This is a genomic window from Bradyrhizobium sp. JYMT SZCCT0428, from assembly GCF_018131075.1.
In the GTDB taxonomy this organism is placed as follows: Bacteria; Pseudomonadota; Alphaproteobacteria; order Rhizobiales; family Xanthobacteraceae; genus Bradyrhizobium.
In genome coordinates this window covers 1-16,277 of record NZ_JAFCLS010000044.1, presented here as the reverse complement: position 1 = coordinate 16,277, position 16,277 = coordinate 1, and the positions used below count along the sequence as shown (strand labels likewise).

General features: G+C 62.9%; 12 protein-coding genes and 1 pseudogene. 7 read left to right on the top strand and 6 right to left on the bottom strand.

From position 1 onward, the window contains the following. Window positions 1–115: 115 nt before the first annotated feature. The 5 genes from JQ575_RS33435 to fahA all read left to right on the top strand — a co-directional run bounded on the left by JQ575_RS33435 (window position 116) and on the right by fahA (window position 5,844). A complete protein-coding gene (locus tag JQ575_RS33435; RefSeq protein ID WP_212037428.1) occupies window positions 116–1,741 on the top strand; it encodes an FAD-dependent oxidoreductase in 1,626 nt (541 codons plus the stop codon). After that, entirely contained in the window at window positions 1,738–1,965 is a 228-nt protein-coding gene (locus JQ575_RS33430) for a DUF2783 domain-containing protein (protein ID WP_212037427.1), read from the top strand. The genes JQ575_RS33435 and JQ575_RS33430 overlap by 4 nt, the downstream gene beginning before the upstream one ends. A gap of 128 nt (window positions 1,966–2,093) precedes the next feature. Then, window positions 2,094–3,047: an MBL fold metallo-hydrolase gene (locus JQ575_RS33425; RefSeq protein WP_212037426.1), complete on the top strand. Its 954-nt coding sequence runs from the start codon at window positions 2,094–2,096 to the stop codon at window positions 3,045–3,047. A gap of 60 nt (window positions 3,048–3,107) precedes the next feature. Continuing rightward, a complete protein-coding gene (gene hmgA, locus JQ575_RS33420) occupies window positions 3,108–4,454 on the top strand; it encodes a homogentisate 1,2-dioxygenase (RefSeq protein WP_212037425.1) in 1,347 nt (448 codons plus the stop codon). Window positions 4,455–4,572: 118 nt separating this feature from the next. Continuing rightward, complete coding sequence (fahA, locus tag JQ575_RS33415) at window positions 4,573–5,844, top strand: fumarylacetoacetase (protein ID WP_212037424.1); 1,272 nt, start codon at window positions 4,573–4,575, stop codon at window positions 5,842–5,844. 29 nt (window positions 5,845–5,873) lie between these two features. On the opposite strand, the gene JQ575_RS33410 is transcribed toward fahA, so the two are convergent. Then, complete coding sequence (locus JQ575_RS33410; RefSeq protein ID WP_212037423.1) at window positions 5,874–6,185, bottom strand: DUF1272 domain-containing protein; 312 nt, start codon at window positions 6,183–6,185, stop codon at window positions 5,874–5,876. A 97-nt stretch (window positions 6,186–6,282) separates the two neighbouring features. Continuing rightward, complete coding sequence (locus JQ575_RS33405; RefSeq protein ID WP_192735657.1) at window positions 6,283–6,759, bottom strand: Lrp/AsnC family transcriptional regulator; 477 nt, start codon at window positions 6,757–6,759, stop codon at window positions 6,283–6,285. A gap of 124 nt (window positions 6,760–6,883) precedes the next feature. On the opposite strand from JQ575_RS33405, the gene hppD reads away from it, so the two are divergent. Further along, entirely contained in the window at window positions 6,884–7,999 is a 1,116-nt protein-coding gene (gene hppD, locus JQ575_RS33400) for a 4-hydroxyphenylpyruvate dioxygenase (RefSeq protein ID WP_212037422.1), read from the top strand. A gap of 148 nt (window positions 8,000–8,147) precedes the next feature. Here hppD and JQ575_RS33395 read toward each other — a convergent pair whose 3' ends face one another. From JQ575_RS33395 to JQ575_RS33380, 4 genes are all read right to left on the bottom strand, one after another. Continuing rightward, complete coding sequence (locus JQ575_RS33395) at window positions 8,148–9,260, bottom strand: CaiB/BaiF CoA-transferase family protein (protein WP_212037421.1); 1,113 nt, start codon at window positions 9,258–9,260, stop codon at window positions 8,148–8,150. Window positions 9,261–9,540: 280 nt separating this feature from the next. Further along, window positions 9,541–10,341, bottom strand: coding sequence for a xanthine dehydrogenase family protein subunit M (locus JQ575_RS33390; RefSeq protein ID WP_212037420.1), 801 nt, complete (start codon window positions 10,339–10,341; stop codon window positions 9,541–9,543). Between the two features lie 13 nt (window positions 10,342–10,354). Further along, on the bottom strand, window positions 10,355–12,694 hold the full coding sequence (locus JQ575_RS33385; RefSeq protein ID WP_212037419.1) for a xanthine dehydrogenase family protein molybdopterin-binding subunit: 2,340 nt from the start codon (window positions 12,692–12,694) through the stop codon (window positions 10,355–10,357). A gap of 88 nt (window positions 12,695–12,782) precedes the next feature. Beyond that, window positions 12,783–13,268, bottom strand: coding sequence for a (2Fe-2S)-binding protein (locus tag JQ575_RS33380; RefSeq protein WP_212037418.1), 486 nt, complete (start codon window positions 13,266–13,268; stop codon window positions 12,783–12,785). A gap of 491 nt (window positions 13,269–13,759) precedes the next feature. Here JQ575_RS33380 and JQ575_RS33375 point away from each other — a divergent pair. Beyond that, a pseudogene (locus tag JQ575_RS33375) lies at window positions 13,760–15,728 on the top strand (methyl-accepting chemotaxis protein). Window positions 15,729–16,277 lie beyond the last annotated feature (549 nt).

Below are 16,277 nucleotides of genomic sequence, written 5' to 3'. Positions count from 1 at the left end.
GTTGGCCAAAATCGCTCCAATTTGAGTTGACGCCGGGGGCGCCAGCGGGTTTAAGATAGTTGCAGGTGCGACTAATTTAGCAAATCCGCGCACCCTTGGCCAGAGTAAAACTCCAATGGTCCAGACCAAAACCCAGTTCGGCTACCGCAGGCACCCCGACCAGGATCGGGCGGGCGCTGCTGCGGCCGAACATCCCGTCGTCGTGGTCGGCGCCGGGCCGGTCGGGCTGTCGCTGGCGATCGATCTGGCGCAGCGCGGCCAATCCGTGGTGCTGCTCGACGATGCCGACCGGATCGGCGAGGGCTCGCGCGCGATCTGCTTTTCCAAGCGTTCGCTGGAATTCTGGGACCGGCTCGGCGTCGGCCAGCGCATGGTCGACAAGGGCGTGGTCTGGAGCGTCGGCAAGATCTTTCACGGCGCCTCGCAGCTCTACCAGTTCAACCTGCTGCCGGAGGAGGGCCACAAGCGGCCGGCCTTTATCAACCTGCAGCAGTTCTATGCCGAGGCCTATCTGGTCGATCGGGTCCAGGAACTTTCCGGCATCGACCTGCGCTGGCGCAACAAGGTGACCGGCCTCGAACAGCGCAACGACCATGTGCTGCTGACGATCGAAACGCCTGACGGACCGTATCGGCTGCATGCCGGCTTCGTCGTCGCCTGCGACGGCGCCCGCTCGTCGTTGCGGCAGATGGTGGGCGCGGAATTCGCCGGGCAAGTGTTCGAGGATCAGTTCCTGATCGCCGACGTCAAGATGACGGCGGCGTTCCCGACCGAGCGCTGGTTCTGGTTCGATCCGCCGTTCCACGCCGGACGCTCGGCGTTGTTGCACAAGCAGCCGGACGACATCTGGCGCATCGACCTGCAGCTGCATCCGGATGCGGATCCTGTCGTCGAGAAGCGCCCGGAAAACGTACGGCCGCGGATCGCGCGCATGCTGGGCCATGACAAGTTCGATTTCGAATGGATCTCGCTGTACAAATTCCAGTGTCGGCGGATGGAGAAGTTCTTGCACGGCCGCGTGATCTTTGCCGGCGATGCCGCGCATCAGGTCTCGCCGTTCGGCGCCCGCGGCGCCAATTCGGGCCTCGAAGACGCAGAAAATATTGCCTGGAAACTTGATCGCGTGTTGCGCGGGTCGTCGCCGGAAGCGCTGCTCGAGAGTTACCACACCGAGCGCAGCGCCGCGGCGGACGAGAACATCCGCGAGTCCACGCGCTCGACCGATTTCATGGCGCCGGTGTCGCAGCAGGAGGCGCGGCTGCGCAAGGCGGTGCTGTCGCTGGCCAAGGAAACCGAATTCGGCAAGCGCATGGTCAATGGCGGACGGCTCTCGGTGCCTTCCACCTATGACACGCCGCTGTCGACCGCCGATCGCGATGCATGGCGCGGTGGCCCGCGACCTGGCGCGTCGATGCCGGATGCGCCGATTGCGGCAGCGAGCGGCCAGTCGATGTTTCTGACCGAAGCCTTCGTTGGCAAGGGAGCGCAATTCACATTGCTGGAATTTGGCAACGGTGCCGCGATTGATGCGCCCGAAGGCGTGGAAACAATTCGCATCGGCGGCGACGACGGCCTTGCCGACACCAGGGGTCTTGCGGGTGCGCGCTACGACGCCGAGCCAGGCACCGCCTATCTGCTGCGGCCCGACGGCTATGTCGCGGCGCGCTTCCGGCATCCGACCCGGCCGGCGCTCGATGCGGCGCTGGCGCGCGCGGCCGGTCTCAATCGAGGACTGTCATGACGCTGTCCACCAGTTCGAATTTTGTAAAGCCCGACGACGCCTTCCGCGCCATCGTCGAGGCGCACCGGGGCTTAAGCGATGCGCAAAGCGCCGATCTCGACGCCGCGCTGGTTCTGGTGCTCGCCAACCATATCGGCGACATCGCGGTGCTGAACGAAGCCATCGCGCTCGCCAAGCGTCGGATGCTGGATGCCAGCCAGCAGCAACAGCAGCAACAACAGTAGAAGTACGAACATGCCGTCATTGCGAGCGCAGCGAAGCAATCCATCGAGCAGCAAAGCAAGTGTGGATTGCTTCGTCGCTTCGCTCCTCGCAATGACGGAAGATAGAGTTATCGAAAAGGATTAGATTGATGGCCAAGGGTTTCGCGTCCACCACTGATATGGCGGAGAAGAAGATCACTTTCTCCGAGATCGGTACTGATCTCTACGCCTTCACCGCCGAAGGCGATCCGAACTCGGCAATCATCGTCGGCGACGATGGCTGCATGGTGTTCGACGCGCAGTCGACGCCGGCGATGGCGCGTAAGGTGATCGAACGGGTGCGCACCGTCACCGACAAGCCGATCAAATATGTCGTGCTGTCGCATTACCACGCCGTGCGCGTGCTCGGCGCTTCCGCCTACAAGGCTCAGGGCATCGTCGCCTCGGCGGAAACCCATCGCCTGATCGAGGAGCGCGGTCAGCAGGATTGGGATTCCGAGTATGGCCGCTTCCCGCGCCTGTTCCAGGATGCCCAGAGCATTCCCGGGCTGACCTGGCCGACGCTGACCTTTGAAGGCGAGATGTCGATCTATCTCGGCAAGCGCGAGGTGCGGCTGATGCAGCTCGGCGCGGGGCACACGTCTGGCGATATCGTGGCCTGGGTGCCCGATGCCGAAGTGATGTTCTCCGGCGACCTCATCGAATACCATTCGGCCTGTTATTGCGGCGATGCGCATTTGCGCGAATGGCCGACGACCCTGAACGAAATCCGCGCCTTCAATCCCAAGGCGATCGCGCCCGGCCGCGGCGACGCGCTCAAGGGACTTTCGACCGGACGCGACGCGATCGCGATGACTCGCGATTTTGTCACCTCGCTCTATGGCGCCGCTGAAACCTCCGTCGCCAGGGGCCGCAACCTCAAGGAATCGATGGCGGCGACGCGTGAGGTGATGGACCCGAAATTCTCCAGCTTTGCGATTTATGAGCACTGCCTGCCGTTCAACGTCTCGCGCGCGTTCGACGAGGCTTCGGGGATCGACGATCCCGTGATCTGGACCGACAAGCGCGATCAGGAAATGTGGGCCGCCCTGCAAGGCGCATGATCCTGAAAAGTGGGTACCGGTTTTCGGACAAGATCACGCGCAAGATGAAGGAGGATGACCATGAATATCAACACCTCGCCAGATGCGATCTCGCGCAGCACCGTTGGTGTCACGCCGGGCTATATGTCCGGCTTCGGCAACAGCTTTGAAACCGAGGCGCTGCCCGGCGCGCTGCCGATCGGCCGCAACTCGCCGCAGCGCTGTGCCTATGGCCTTTATGCCGAGCAGCTTTCCGGCTCGCCCTTCACCGCCCCGCGCGGCACCAATGAGCGATCTTGGCTGTATCGCAGTCGCCCCTCGGTGAGGCACTCGGGACGTTTTGAGAAGGCCGACGCCGGATTGTGGCGTACCGCGCCGTGTCATGAACATGAATTGCCGATCGCGCAATTGCGCTGGGATCCGGCGCCGATCCCGAAGGAGGACACCACCTTCCTGCAGGGCGTGCAGACCATGACGACCGCAGGGGATGCCAACACCCAGGCCGGGATGGCCGCGCATGTCTATCTCATCACCAAATCGATGGTCGATCAGCATTTCTACAATGCCGATGGTGAGATGATGTTCGTGCTGCAGCAGGGCAATCTGCGCCTTGTCACCGAGTTCGGCCGCATCGACGCCGAGCCCGGCGAGATCGTCGTGATCCCGCGCGGCGTCAAATTCCGTGTCGAACTGACAAATGGCCCGGCGCGCGGCTATCTCTGCGAGAACTATGGCGGCGCCTTCACGCTGCCCGAACGTGGTCCGATCGGCGCCAATTGCCTGGCCAATTCGCGCGACTTCCTCACCCCCGTGGCGGCGTATGAGGACAAGGACACGCCGACCGAACTGTTCGTGAAGTGGGGCGGCTCGTTGTTCAAGACCACGCTGCCGCATTCGCCGATCGACGTGGTGGCGTGGCACGGCAATTACGCGCCCTACAAATACGACCTGCGTACCTTCTCGCCGGTCGGCGCCATCGGCTTCGACCATCCGGACCCGTCGATCTTCACGGTGCTGACCTCGCCGTCGGAAACCGCAGGCACCGCGAACATCGACTTTGTCATCTTCCCGGAGCGCTGGGCGGTCGCGGAAAATACCTTCCGTCCGCCATGGTACCACATGAACATCATGTCGGAGTTCATGGGGCTGATCTACGGCGTCTACGACGCCAAGCCGGAAGGCTTTGTGCCCGGCGGCATCAGCCTGCACAACATGATGCTGCCGCACGGTCCGGATCGCCAGGCCTTCGATCACGCCAGCAATGGCGAGCTGAAGCCGGTTAAGTTGACAGGCACCATGGCCTTCATGTTCGAGACCCGCTACCCGCAGCGCGTCACCGCGCACGCAGCGAAGTCGGCGACCTTGCAGGACGACTACGCGGATTGCTGGCAGGGACTGGAGAAGCGATTCGATCCGAACAAGCCGTAGCCTCCGTCATTCCGGGGCGTGCGAAGCACGAACCCGGAATCTCGAGATTCCGGGTCTGGTCCTTCGGACCATCCCGGAATGACGTTAGAGTTCGCCATGTCATTCGCAGGACAACACCGTGCCCCACCCCAACGATCCCAAGCTGAAATCCTTCATCCCGGTCGATCCGACCTCGGATTTCCCGATCCAGAATCTCCCCTACGGCGTGTTCTCCGCCAAGGACGGGCTGGCCCCGCGCGTTGGCGTCGCGATCGGCGACTATGTGCTCGATCTCTGGCAGCTCGCGCAGGATTGCCGGATCGATGTCGTCGAACCCGGCGTGTTCGCGAACGCATCGCTCAACGCGTTCATGGCGCTCGGGCCCGAGGTATGGTCGCGGACGCGGGCGCGGATCAGCGAGCTGTTGCGCCACGATCATCCCGAACTGCGCGACAATGAAAAACTGCGCAAGCGCACGCTGGTGCCGATGGCGGATGTCACGCTGCATTTGCCGATCGCGATTTCCGGCTACACTGACTTCTATTCCTCCAAGGAGCACGCCACCAATGTCGGCGTCATGTTCCGCGGCAAGGACAATGCGCTGCAGCCGAACTGGCTGCATATGCCGATCGGCTACAACGGCCGCGCGTCCACCGTCGTCGTCAGCGGCACCAGGGTGCGCCGGCCGCGCGGGCAATTGAAGCCGCCGACAGCCGATGTGCCGAGTTTTGGGCCGTGCAAACGGCTCGATTTCGAATTGGAGATGGGGGTCGTCGTAGGGCAGGCCTCAGCGATCGGCGAGATGCTGACTGAAAAACAGGCCGAGGAGATGATCTTCGGCTTTGTGATCCTCAACGACTGGAGCGCGCGCGACATCCAGCAATGGGAATATGTGCCGCTCGGGCCGTTCCAGGCCAAGGCGTTCGCGACCTCGATCAGCCCGTGGATCGTGACGCGCGAGGCGCTGGAGCCGTTCCGCGTCCAGGGTCCCGCGCAGGATCCGCAGCCGCTGGAATATCTGCGCCAGGCGCAGCCGAACAATTACGACATGCAGCTCGACGTCGCCCTGCGCGCCGGCGCCATGAACGCGGCCGCCGGCATCTGCCACACCAATTTCAAATACATGTACTGGTCGTCGGTGCAGCAATTGGTGCACCACGCCTCATCCGGCTGCGCCATGAATGTCGGCGATCTCCTAGGGAGCGGCACCATCTCCGGCCCGGAGAAGGATCAGCGCGGCAGTCTCCTCGAGATCAGCTGGAACGGCACCGAGCCGGTCGAGTTGCCCGGCGGCGTCAAGCGTACGTTCCTGGAAGACGGCGATTCGCTCGTGATGCGCGGCTGGTGCCAGGGCGACGGCTACCGCGTCGGTTTCGGCGAGGTCGAGGGCACGATTACGCCGGCGGGGTGATGCTCTCTCCACGTCATTGCGAGGAGAGTTCAGCGGTTCTGCGGCGGGATATCCCTCAGCCGCGCCGAATGCACCGCGCAATCCTCGACGCTGAATTTCAGATGCACGCGCTTGTCTGACGGTGCCTGCTTTACAACGCAGACGCCCGGCCGCCATTCCTGCGCGGGCCGGATCGGCCGCGGCGCAAAGCCGCCGCCGCAGTTCGGGCACACATTGTGGAGTTTGTTGTCGGCACAATCAGCGCAGAACGTGCACTCATAGGAGCAGATCCGCGCTTCCGTTGCGTTCGGCGGCAGATCCTTGTCGCAATATTCGCAGTTCGGCCGGAGTTGCAGCGCCATGAACGTCTCTTCGCGTTGGTTCGGAGGGGATCATCGCAAACTGGCTGTCGAAAGCGAATGGCGAATACCCCTCGATTTCGGCCATCTCCCTCAAACTCTACCGCGCCAATTCCTTCAGCGGCAGCTTGGCGCTTTCCTTCAGCCGATCCAGCACGATCGACGAGCGCACATGCGCCACGCTCTGGTGCGGCATCAGCACGTTGTTGACGATGTCGGACAGGCTTTTGAGGTCGCGCAGCACGGCCTTCAAGAGATAATCGGCATCGCCGGTCAGCGAATAGGCCTCCTGAATCGCGTCGACGCGGCCCACCAGCGCGCGGAATTTCTTGGCGTTGTCGGGCGAATGCGTTGCCAGCGTGATGTGGATAAAGGCGATCAGGTTGAAGCCGAGCGCCTCGCTGGCGAGATCGGCGTGATAGCCCGCGATCACTTTTTCTTCTTCGAGCCGCATCCGCCGCCGCGAGCATTGCGATGCCGACAGGCCGACCAGATCGGCCAGCTGCTGGTTGGTCAGCCGGCCGTCGTCCTGCAGCGCGGCCAGCATTTTGAGGTCGAAAGCGTCTACCGGAATCATGCGCGAAATGTCCATTTAATGCACGAATTGTGCATGACTATAGCCTATCCCGCCGCCATTTGCATGCACATTGCGCCTGATCTGGCGGAAACTCCATGGATCAAATCAAGAAGGAGATTCCGCCATGGGTCCATTTCCGCATGACGCGCCGGCCGCCACCGTGAGCGCCGACAATCCGATGGGCACCGACGGTTTTGAATTTGTCGAATACGCGCATCCGAGGCCGGAAGAGCTGCACGCGCTGTTCAAGCTGATGGGCTATGTGCCGGTCGCCCGCCACAAGGCCAAGAACATCACGGTCTATCGCCAGGGCGACATCAACTACCTCGTCAACGAAGAACCCGGCACCCACGGCTTTAATTTCGTGGCCGCCCACGGTCCCTGCGCGCCGTCGATGGCGTTCCGCGTGGTCGATGCGAAGCTGGCCTATGAACGCGCGATTTCACTCGGCGCGGAGCCCGCGGATATCCCGTCAGCGCAGAAGACGCTCGACGTTCCCGCCATCAAGGGCATCGGCGGCAGTCTGCTTTATTTTGTCGACCGCTACGGCGCCAAGGGCTCGGCCTATGAGCGCGAGTTCGAATGGCTCGGCGCCAAAGACCCGCGTCCCGCCGGCGCCGGGCTGTTCTATATCGACCACCTCACCCACAACGTTCATCGCGGTCGCATGGATGTCTGGACCGGCTTCTACGCAAAACTGTTCAACTTCCGCCAGATCCGTTTCTTCGACATCGAAGGCCGCGCTTCCGGCCTGTTCTCGCGCGCGCTGACCAGCCCGGACGGCAAGATCCGGATTCCGATCAACGAGGACGCCGGCGATTCCGGCCAGATCGAGGAATATCTCAACACCTATCGCGGCGAGGGCATCCAGCACATCGCCTGCGGCGCGCGGGACATTTACGGCACGGTGGAGGCGCTGCGCGCCGACGGCTTGCCGTTCATGCCGTCACCGCCGCTGACCTATTTCGAGAAGATCGACGCACGGCTGCCCAGCCATGGCGAGGACGTCGCAAGGCTGCAGCGCGACGGCATCCTGATCGACGGCGAGGGCGTTGTCGAAGGCGGCCACACCAAGGTGCTGCTGCAGATCTTCTCGGCCAACGCGATCGGGCCGATCTTCTTCGAATTCATCCAGCGCAAGGGCGACGATGGATTCGGCGAGGGTAATTTCAAGGCGCTGTTCGAATCGATCGAGGAGGATCAGATTCGCAGGGGCGTGTTGAAGGTGGACGCGGCGTAATTCGTTCGTCAAACTCAGTGTCGTCCCGGCCTTGAGCCGGGACCCATAACCACCGTCGTTCGTGAGACGAAAGGTCGACGAACAGCCGTTCTTAACCGAGGAGCCGCGGCGTATGGGTCCCGGCTCAAGGCCGGGACGACAGCGGAGGCTACCGCCCCGCCTTCCACTCTTTCGTCAACTCCGCAATATCCGCCTTCTCCGCATCCCGGATCGCCGATGGCGTCCGCGAAAAGCGCGGCGCGGGCGCGGGCTGGGTGACCCCGTGGCGCTCGACAAAGATCTTTCTTGCCGCGTTGTGCGGATGCTTCGGCGCTTCCGCCATGGTCAGGATCGGCGCGAAGCAGATGTCAGTGCCTTCCATGATCTTGCACCAGTCTTCGCGGCTCTTGCTCTTAAACACTTTTGTGAGTTTTTCCTTCAGCGCCGGCCAGGCGTTGCGGTCCATCTGGGCGTCGAAATCGGCGTCGGTCAGGCCGGCGTGTTCGCGCAGCAGCGCGTAGAACTGCGGCTCGATCGATCCGATCGAAATGAAATTGCCGCAGGAGCATTCGTAAACGCCGTAGAAATGCGCGCCGCCGTCGAGGAAATTCTGATCGCGGCCTTCGGTCCAGCGGCCGATTGCGGTCATGTCGAAGAACATCGACATCAGCGACGCCGCGCCGTCGCACATCGCGGCATCGACCACCTGGCCCTTGCCGGATTTCGACGCTTCCAGCAGCGCAGCGAGGATGCCGACCACGAGATAGAGCGCGCCGCCGCCGAAATCGCCGACCAGATTGAGCGGCGGCACCGGCTTTTCCTTTGTGCCGATCGCAGCGAGCGCACCGGTGACCGAGATGTAATTGATGTCATGGCCGGCAGCCCGCGCCAGCGGACCTTCCTGGCCCCAGCCGGTCATGCGGCCGAACACCAGGCGCGGATTGCGCGCCATCACGACGTCAGGCCCGAGCCCCAGCCGCTCCATCACGCCGGGACGAAAACCTTCGATCAGCGCGTCGGCATTGGCGAGTAAATCGAGCACGCTCGCGACCGCGGCCTTGTCCTTCAGATCGAGTTCGACGACTTTGCGGCCGCGGCCCGCCACCGATTTCAAATTCTTCCTGGCGCCGACGCGGTCGAGCGTCACGACCTCCGCGCCCATGTCGGCCAGCATCATGCAGGCGAACGGACCCGGCCCGATGCCCGCGAACTCGACGATGCGAAAGCCTGCGAGCGGGCCGGAGGCGCGAACTGCGGATTGGGCGGCGGGTTTGTCGAGCACGTCTTGTTCTCCCAAAGAGGTATTTTTAATTAGCTGATTAGCTAAATTGTCTCGCCTCCGGCTGCGCGTGGCAAGCATTCTTTGCTTGAGAATCTGACCAAATGCAGTGCGGCGCGCATACCCATAGCGTTTTTGAGCGAAAGCCTGCCCCGGACTTGATCCGGGGTGGGTCGGTTCGCGCGAAGAAAACGCGTCAAAACAAAGAGCAGAGCCCGGTTCTGATTAAATCAGAACCGGGCTCGCACGCGCCGCTTGCGTTGGAACTTGTGTTTAGACGTTATTACCCCGCCGCAGTCACCGCACGCTGCGCCATCACCTTCACCAGGTTGGCGCGATAGGCGGCGGAGCCGTGGATATCGGCGAGCATGCCGCTGTCGGAGACCTTGACGCTGTCGAGCGCGGCGGCCGACCAGTTCGCCTTCAACGCTGTCTCGATCACCGGTACCCGCATGACGCCGTTTTGCGATGCCCCTGTTGCGGCGACCCTGACGTCACCGGCCTTGGTCTTGGTCACGAACACGCCGGTCAGCGCGAAACGCGAAGCGGGATGGCGCATCTTCTCGTAACCGGCCTTGGCCGGCACCGGGAACGACACCTGCGTGATGATCTCGCCGTCTTCCAACGCCGTCGTGAACAGGCCCTTGAAGAAATCATCCGCCGTGATCGAGCGCTTGTTGGTCTTCACCGTGGCGCCGAGCGAGACCAATGCCGCGGGAAAATCCGCCGCCGGGTCGTTGTTGGCGATCGAGCCGCCGATCGTGCCCCGGTAGCGGACTGCGGGATCGCCGAGCACGGAGGTGAGGTAGGCGATCGCCGGGATCGACTTCTTCACATCGGCGCTTTGCATGATGTCGAAATAGGTCGTGGCCGCTTTGATGGTCAGGGTATCGCCTGATGCTTCGATCCCGATCAGTTCCTTGATCTTGCCGAGATCGATCACGTCGGACGGCGCGGCCAGCCGCTGTTTCATCACGGGGATCAGCGTGTGGCCGCCGGCGAGATATTTCGAATCCGAGCCTTTGCCGAAAAGCGCCACGGCTTCGTCGACCGAGGAGGGGCGATGATAGATTGTCTCGTACATAATTCTCTCCCTCTCAACCGTGAATGGCGTGCCAGACGCGATCGGGCGTCGCCGGCATTTCGAGTTTGTTGTTGCCGATCGCATCCGTGATCGCGTTGATCACGGCGGCCGATGCACCGATCGCGCCGGCCTCGCCGCAGCCCTTGACGCCGAGCGGATTGCCCGGACACAGCGTCGTGGTGTGGTTCAGTTTGAACGACGGCAGATCGTCGGCGCGCGGCATGGCGTAATCCATGAATGACGCCGTCAGCAGCTGACCCGAACTGTCATACGCCGCGCCTTCGAGCAGCGCCTGGCCGATGCCCTGGGCGAGGCCGCCATGAACCTGGCCTTCGACGATCATCGGGTTGATCAGCCGGCCGAAATCGTCCGCCGCCACGAAGTTGATGAAGGAGGTCTTGCCGGTGGCGGCGTCGACCTCGAGTTCGCAGATATAGGCGCCGGCCGGGAAGGTGAAGTTGGTCGGGTCGTAGAACGCGCCCTCCTTCAGGCCCGGCTCCATGCCGTCGGGCAGATTGTGCGCGGTGTAGGCGGCGAGCGCGACGATCGGCAGCGCGATCGACTTGTCGGTGCCGGTGACCTTGAACTCGCCGTTCTCGATCACGATGTCGCTTTCGGAGGCTTCGAGCGCATGGGCTGCGATCTTCTTCGCTTTGGCCTCGACCTTCTCCATCGCCTTGAGGATCGCGGTCAGGCCGACGGCGGCCGAGCGCGAACCGTAGGTGCCCATGCCGAACTGCACCTTGTCGGTGTCGCCATGGACGATCTGCACCTGGCTGATGGGAACGCCGAGGCGTTCGGCCACCAGCTGGCAGAACGTGGTTTCATGGCCCTGGCCGTGGCTGTGCGAGCCGGTGAGGATCTCGATGGTGCCGACCGGGTTGACGCGGACCTCAGCGGATTCCCACAGGCCGACGCCGGCCCCTAAGCTGCCGACCGCTTTCGACGGCGCGATGCCGCAGGCCTCGATGTAGCAGGACAGGCCGATGCCGCGCAGCTTGCCTTCGGACTTGGCCTTCGCCTTGCGGGCCGGGAAGCCGGCGTAGTCGATCGCCTTCATCGCCGAGTCCAGCGAGGCGCCGAAATCGCCGATGTCGTAGGCCATGATGACCGGCGTCTGATGCGGGAATTGGGTGATGAAGTTCTTGCGGCGCAATTCCGCCGGATCGACCTTCAGCTGCCGCGCCGCCGTCTCCAGCAGCCGTTCAACCACGAAGCTCGCTTCGGGCCGGCCCGCGCCGCGATAGGCGTCGACCGGGGTGGTGTTGGTGTAGACGCTGATCACCTCGGCGAAGATGTTGGGGATGTTGTACTGGCCCGACAGCAGCGTCGCGTAGAGATAGGTCGGCACCGACGACGAGAACAGCGACATGTAGGCGCCGAGATTGGCATAGGTCTTGACCCGCAAGCCGGTGATCTTGTTGTTGGCGTCGAGCGCCAGTTCGGCATTGGTCAAATGATCGCGGCCGTGGGCGTCGGTCAGGAAGGCCTCGGTGCGATCGCCGGTCCACTTCACCGGACGCCCCACCTTCTTGGAGGCCCACAGCGCCACCATCTCTTCAGGGTAGATGAAGATCTTGGAGCCGAAGCCGCCCCCGACGTCGGGCGCCACCACCCGCAGCTTGTGCTCCGGGGCGATGTTATAGAACGCCGACAGCACAAGACGGGCGACATGCGGATTTTGCGAGGTGGTGTAGAGCGTGAAGTGCTCTTCCGCCTCATTATATTCGCCGATCGCCGCCCGCGGTTCCATGGCGTTCGGCACCAGGCGGTTGTTGGTGATGTCGAGCGAAACCACGTTCGCCGCCGCTTTGAACGCGGCTTCGGTGGCGGCCTCGTCGCCGATCGTCCAGTCGTAGATCACGTTGCCGGGCGCTTCGGGGTGAAGCTGCGGCGCGCCTTGCTTGATGGCCGCGCGAATATCAGCGGCGGCCGGGAACTCCTCGTAGTTGACGACGACGGCTTCGGCGGCGTCCTTGGCCTGGTTCTTGGTCTCGGCGATCACGACCGCGACCGCCTGGCCGACAAAGCGCACGATCTCCGGCGCCATCGCCGGCCATGCGCCCATCTTCATGCCGGTGCCGTCCTTCGAGGTAATGGCCCAGCCGCAAATCAGATTGCCGACCTTGTCGTCGACGATCTGCTGGCCGGTCAGGATGCCGACCACGCCGGGCATGTCCTTTGCCGCTGACGTATCGATGCTCTTTACCTTGGCGTGGGCGTGAGGACTGCGGATGAAGTGCGCGTGGGTCAGGCCCACAATCTTGATGTCGTCGACGTAACGGCCCTTGCCGGTAATGAAACGGCGGTCTTCCTTGCGCACAACGCTTGCGCCAATGCCTTCAACGCCCATGTCCTGTCCTCCCGACCGGAGTTATTGTTTCCGCCATTTCCATCGAAACGAAGCGGCCTTTGAATGCTGGTTTGGTGGCCTGCGGCAGCTATTCGGCCGCCTGCGAGACCTTCATGCGTCCGGCCGCGTCGAGCACCGCCTTGACGATGTTGTGGTAGCCGGTGCAGCGGCAGATGTTGCCTTCCAGCTCCTGCCGGACGGTTTCCTCGTCGAGCTTGCCGCCATGACGGTGCACGATATCGATCGACGACATGATCATGCCCGGGGTGCAATAGCCGCACTGCAGGCCGTGATTGTCGCGGAACGCCAACTGCATCGGGTGCAATTCGTCGCCCTTCGAGATGCCCTCGATGGTGGTGACGTTGGACCCGGCGGCCTGGCCCGCCAGCACGGTGCAGGATTTGACCGCCCGGCCGTCGATATGGACGACGCAGGCGCCGCACTGGCTGGTGTCACAGCCGACATGGGTGCCGGTCAGGTTCAGGTTTTCGCGCAAGAGATGGACGAGGAGGGTCCGGTCCTCGACGTCGGCTGAGACAGCCTTGCCGTTCACCGTCAATTTGATGGTAGACACGCGTGATACCTCCCGATGTTTTATAATTATTCCAATTAGAAACACGGGCGGGGGAACTTGCAACTAGGATTTTGGTCGCCCCTGTCATTGTGATGACATCCTCGCGGCGACGCGGCGTCGGTCAGCCGATTCTTCGGCGCCGTCCTCGAGCGGGCGGGTCGAGGTGCAGCCAAAGCGCTGCGCGAGACGGAAGGTCGATTGACGGGGTGAGGCCTCGTCTACCCCGCACCGCATCATACTTGCGGAGATCGTCCGGGCCGAAGGGGACCAGGACAAAAAAAGCGTGCTTCCGGTCCTGCAACCCAGGGGGAGTGGGGCCGGAATTTACCCAGCCTTATCCATTGTGCCTTAGTTTTGCGCACTGGATCGGGGGCAGGGCGCCTCCCGATCCGGGTTTTCAGAATGAAAACGGGGGGCTTGAGGTGGGACTTAAGAAACGTACGGGCTTGTTCTCGATCAAACTCCCAACCTTTCGATTCCGCGCCAAGATCATGCTTGGCTTTGCCGTGACGCTGGCGATCTCGGCGGTCAGCATGGGCATTGCCTATATGGGATTTGAACACGTTTCCGGAGGCGTGGACGCCTACCGGCGCAGCGTGCAGGAAGCCGATCTGGCGCGCGACATCGACCGCGAGCTGATTTCCTATAGCTCGCTCGCCCGCTATTTCGTGGTCACGGCCAAGGAAGAGGATGGCAAGGCGACGCTGGCGGCCGAAGCCAGCCTGAAGGCGGCCATTATCGCCTCGATGAAGGGCACCACCGATCCAGGCCGGCTCGAACAGCTCGCCAAGCTGGAGCGGGAATTCCGCGCCTTTGCCAAGATCTTTGCCGACGTCGTCAAGGTCAAGGACGAGAGCGCGCGGATCACCCAGAACCAGCTCACCCGCAGCGGCATGTCGCTGCACTACAAGCTCGACGATCTCCCTAGCAACGCCGACGAGTCCGAGCAGCAGGTCGTCAGTCTCGGTGCGAAGAAGGTCTACGAGCAGTTTCAGGCCGTCACCGCACTGGTCAACACGTTTGTCATCAATGCCGACAAGGCGGTGGCCGCCAGCGCGTTGGCGCGTCTGAAATTCGTCGAGAACTCGCTGAAGTCGATTTCCTCGAAGAATGAAAAGGTGGTGGCTGACCTCAAGGAGTCCGCCGGACTTCTGGAAGCCTACCGGGAGGCGCTCGCCAAGCTGATCCACAACGCCAAGGAAATCGACGATCTGACGCTCGACATGACGGATTCCGTCACCGCGATCAGCAAGGGCGCCGCCGCCATGAAGTCCAGCCTGCTGGCCGATCAGAAGCGGCTCGAGGCCGAGTCGAACGCGAGCATTGGCGATACCGAACGGCTGATCCTGATCCTGGCGGCCGGCGGCTTCCTGCTCGGCTGTGTCTGGGCGTTCTTGCTCGGCAAGGGCATTTCCAGGCCGATGACGGCGATGTGCAAGGCGATGCGTGAACTCGCCGCCGGCAATTTCGACGTCGTGCTGCCCGGCCTCGGGCGCAAGGACGAACTTGGCGAAATGGCCAGCGCGGTCGAGGAGTTCAAGGTCCAGGCGATCGCCAAGGCCGAACGCGACGCCGCCACGCAAGAGGCGCAGAACAAGGCGAGCAGCGCCGCGCGCCGCGCCGAACTGATTCGCTTTGCCGACGAATTCGAGACCGCGGTGGGCGCCATCGTCTCCAACGTTTCGGCCTCGGCCGTGCAGCTGGAAGCCTCGGCGGGAACGCTGACGCGAACCGCGGAAACCACCCAGAGCCTGTCGAGCCAGGTTGCCGGCGCTTCGGAACAAGCCTCCGGCAACATGCAATCGGTGGCATCCGCGACCGAGGAGCTGTCGGCCTCCGTCGACGAGATCGGCCGCCGCGTCAAGGAATCCAGCCAGATTGCGGAAGCCGCGGTGCGCCAGGCCGAACAGACCGATAACCGCATCGGAAAACTGTCGCGCGCAGCACAGGAAATCGGCGACGTGGTCAAGCTGATCACGGCGATTGCCGAGCAGACCAATTTGCTGGCGCTGAACGCGACCATCGAGGCGGCCCGCGCCGGCGATGCCGGCCGCGGCTTTGCCGTCGTCGCCTCCGAGGTCAAATCGCTCGCCAGCCAGACCGCGAAGGCGACCGACGAGATCTCCAATCATATCTCGGGCATGCAGGGCGCGACCCAGGAATCGGTCGCCGCGATCAAGGAAATCGGCGGCACCATCGGCAAGATCTCCGACATCGCCACGACGATTGCGGACGCAGTCGAGCAGCAGAGTACGGCGACGCAGGAAATCGCGCGCAGCGTCCAGAACGTCGCGCAAGGCACCGAGGAAGCCGCCGCCAGCATCATGCAGGTCAACCGCGGCGCGACCGAGCGGCACGGCCTCGGAAGAGGTGCTGCATTCGGCGCGCACGCTGTCGAGCGAAAGCACCCGGCTGCGCGAAGAACTCGACCGCTTCATGGCGAACATCCGCGCGGCGTGAGTCCAACACTCCGTCGTCGTCCCTGCGAACGCAGGGACCCATAACCACCGCAGTTTGTTGTTGGAAGAATCTCTGCTGGCTTGCCGTATTATTACGGCCGCGGAGTATGGGTCCCTGCGTTCGCAGGGACGACGACGAGTGGTGTCGCTTCCGCCTTGAGTCGCATCGCCCGCAATGACAAATGTCGTTGTCGCCTGCGACAAAACAACCCGACGGGCAAATCAGTTCCGATTTACAGAATTCGTGTCAAGCCCCAGAATCAAAAATATTTCGGTTTAACAGAACCAAAATCAGGTGCATACCTTTGGCCATCCCGTCCTACTCAGAAGGGCGTCGGCCGTCGTCACGGACGTTGGGCGGGTTGCGGTGGACGCTGGTTTACGCTGAGACGACAGCGTGGATTTAGCGTACGGCAAAACCGTGTGGTCCTGGCGCCCGTTGCTGGCGTCAAGCCGTCGGCTAGGCGAGAGCTGAACGGCAGCGACGGAGTCAACCAAGAACTCGTCTCCGGGGAGATCACGGCATAAGCCGTAAAGCCATTGCGCAGGG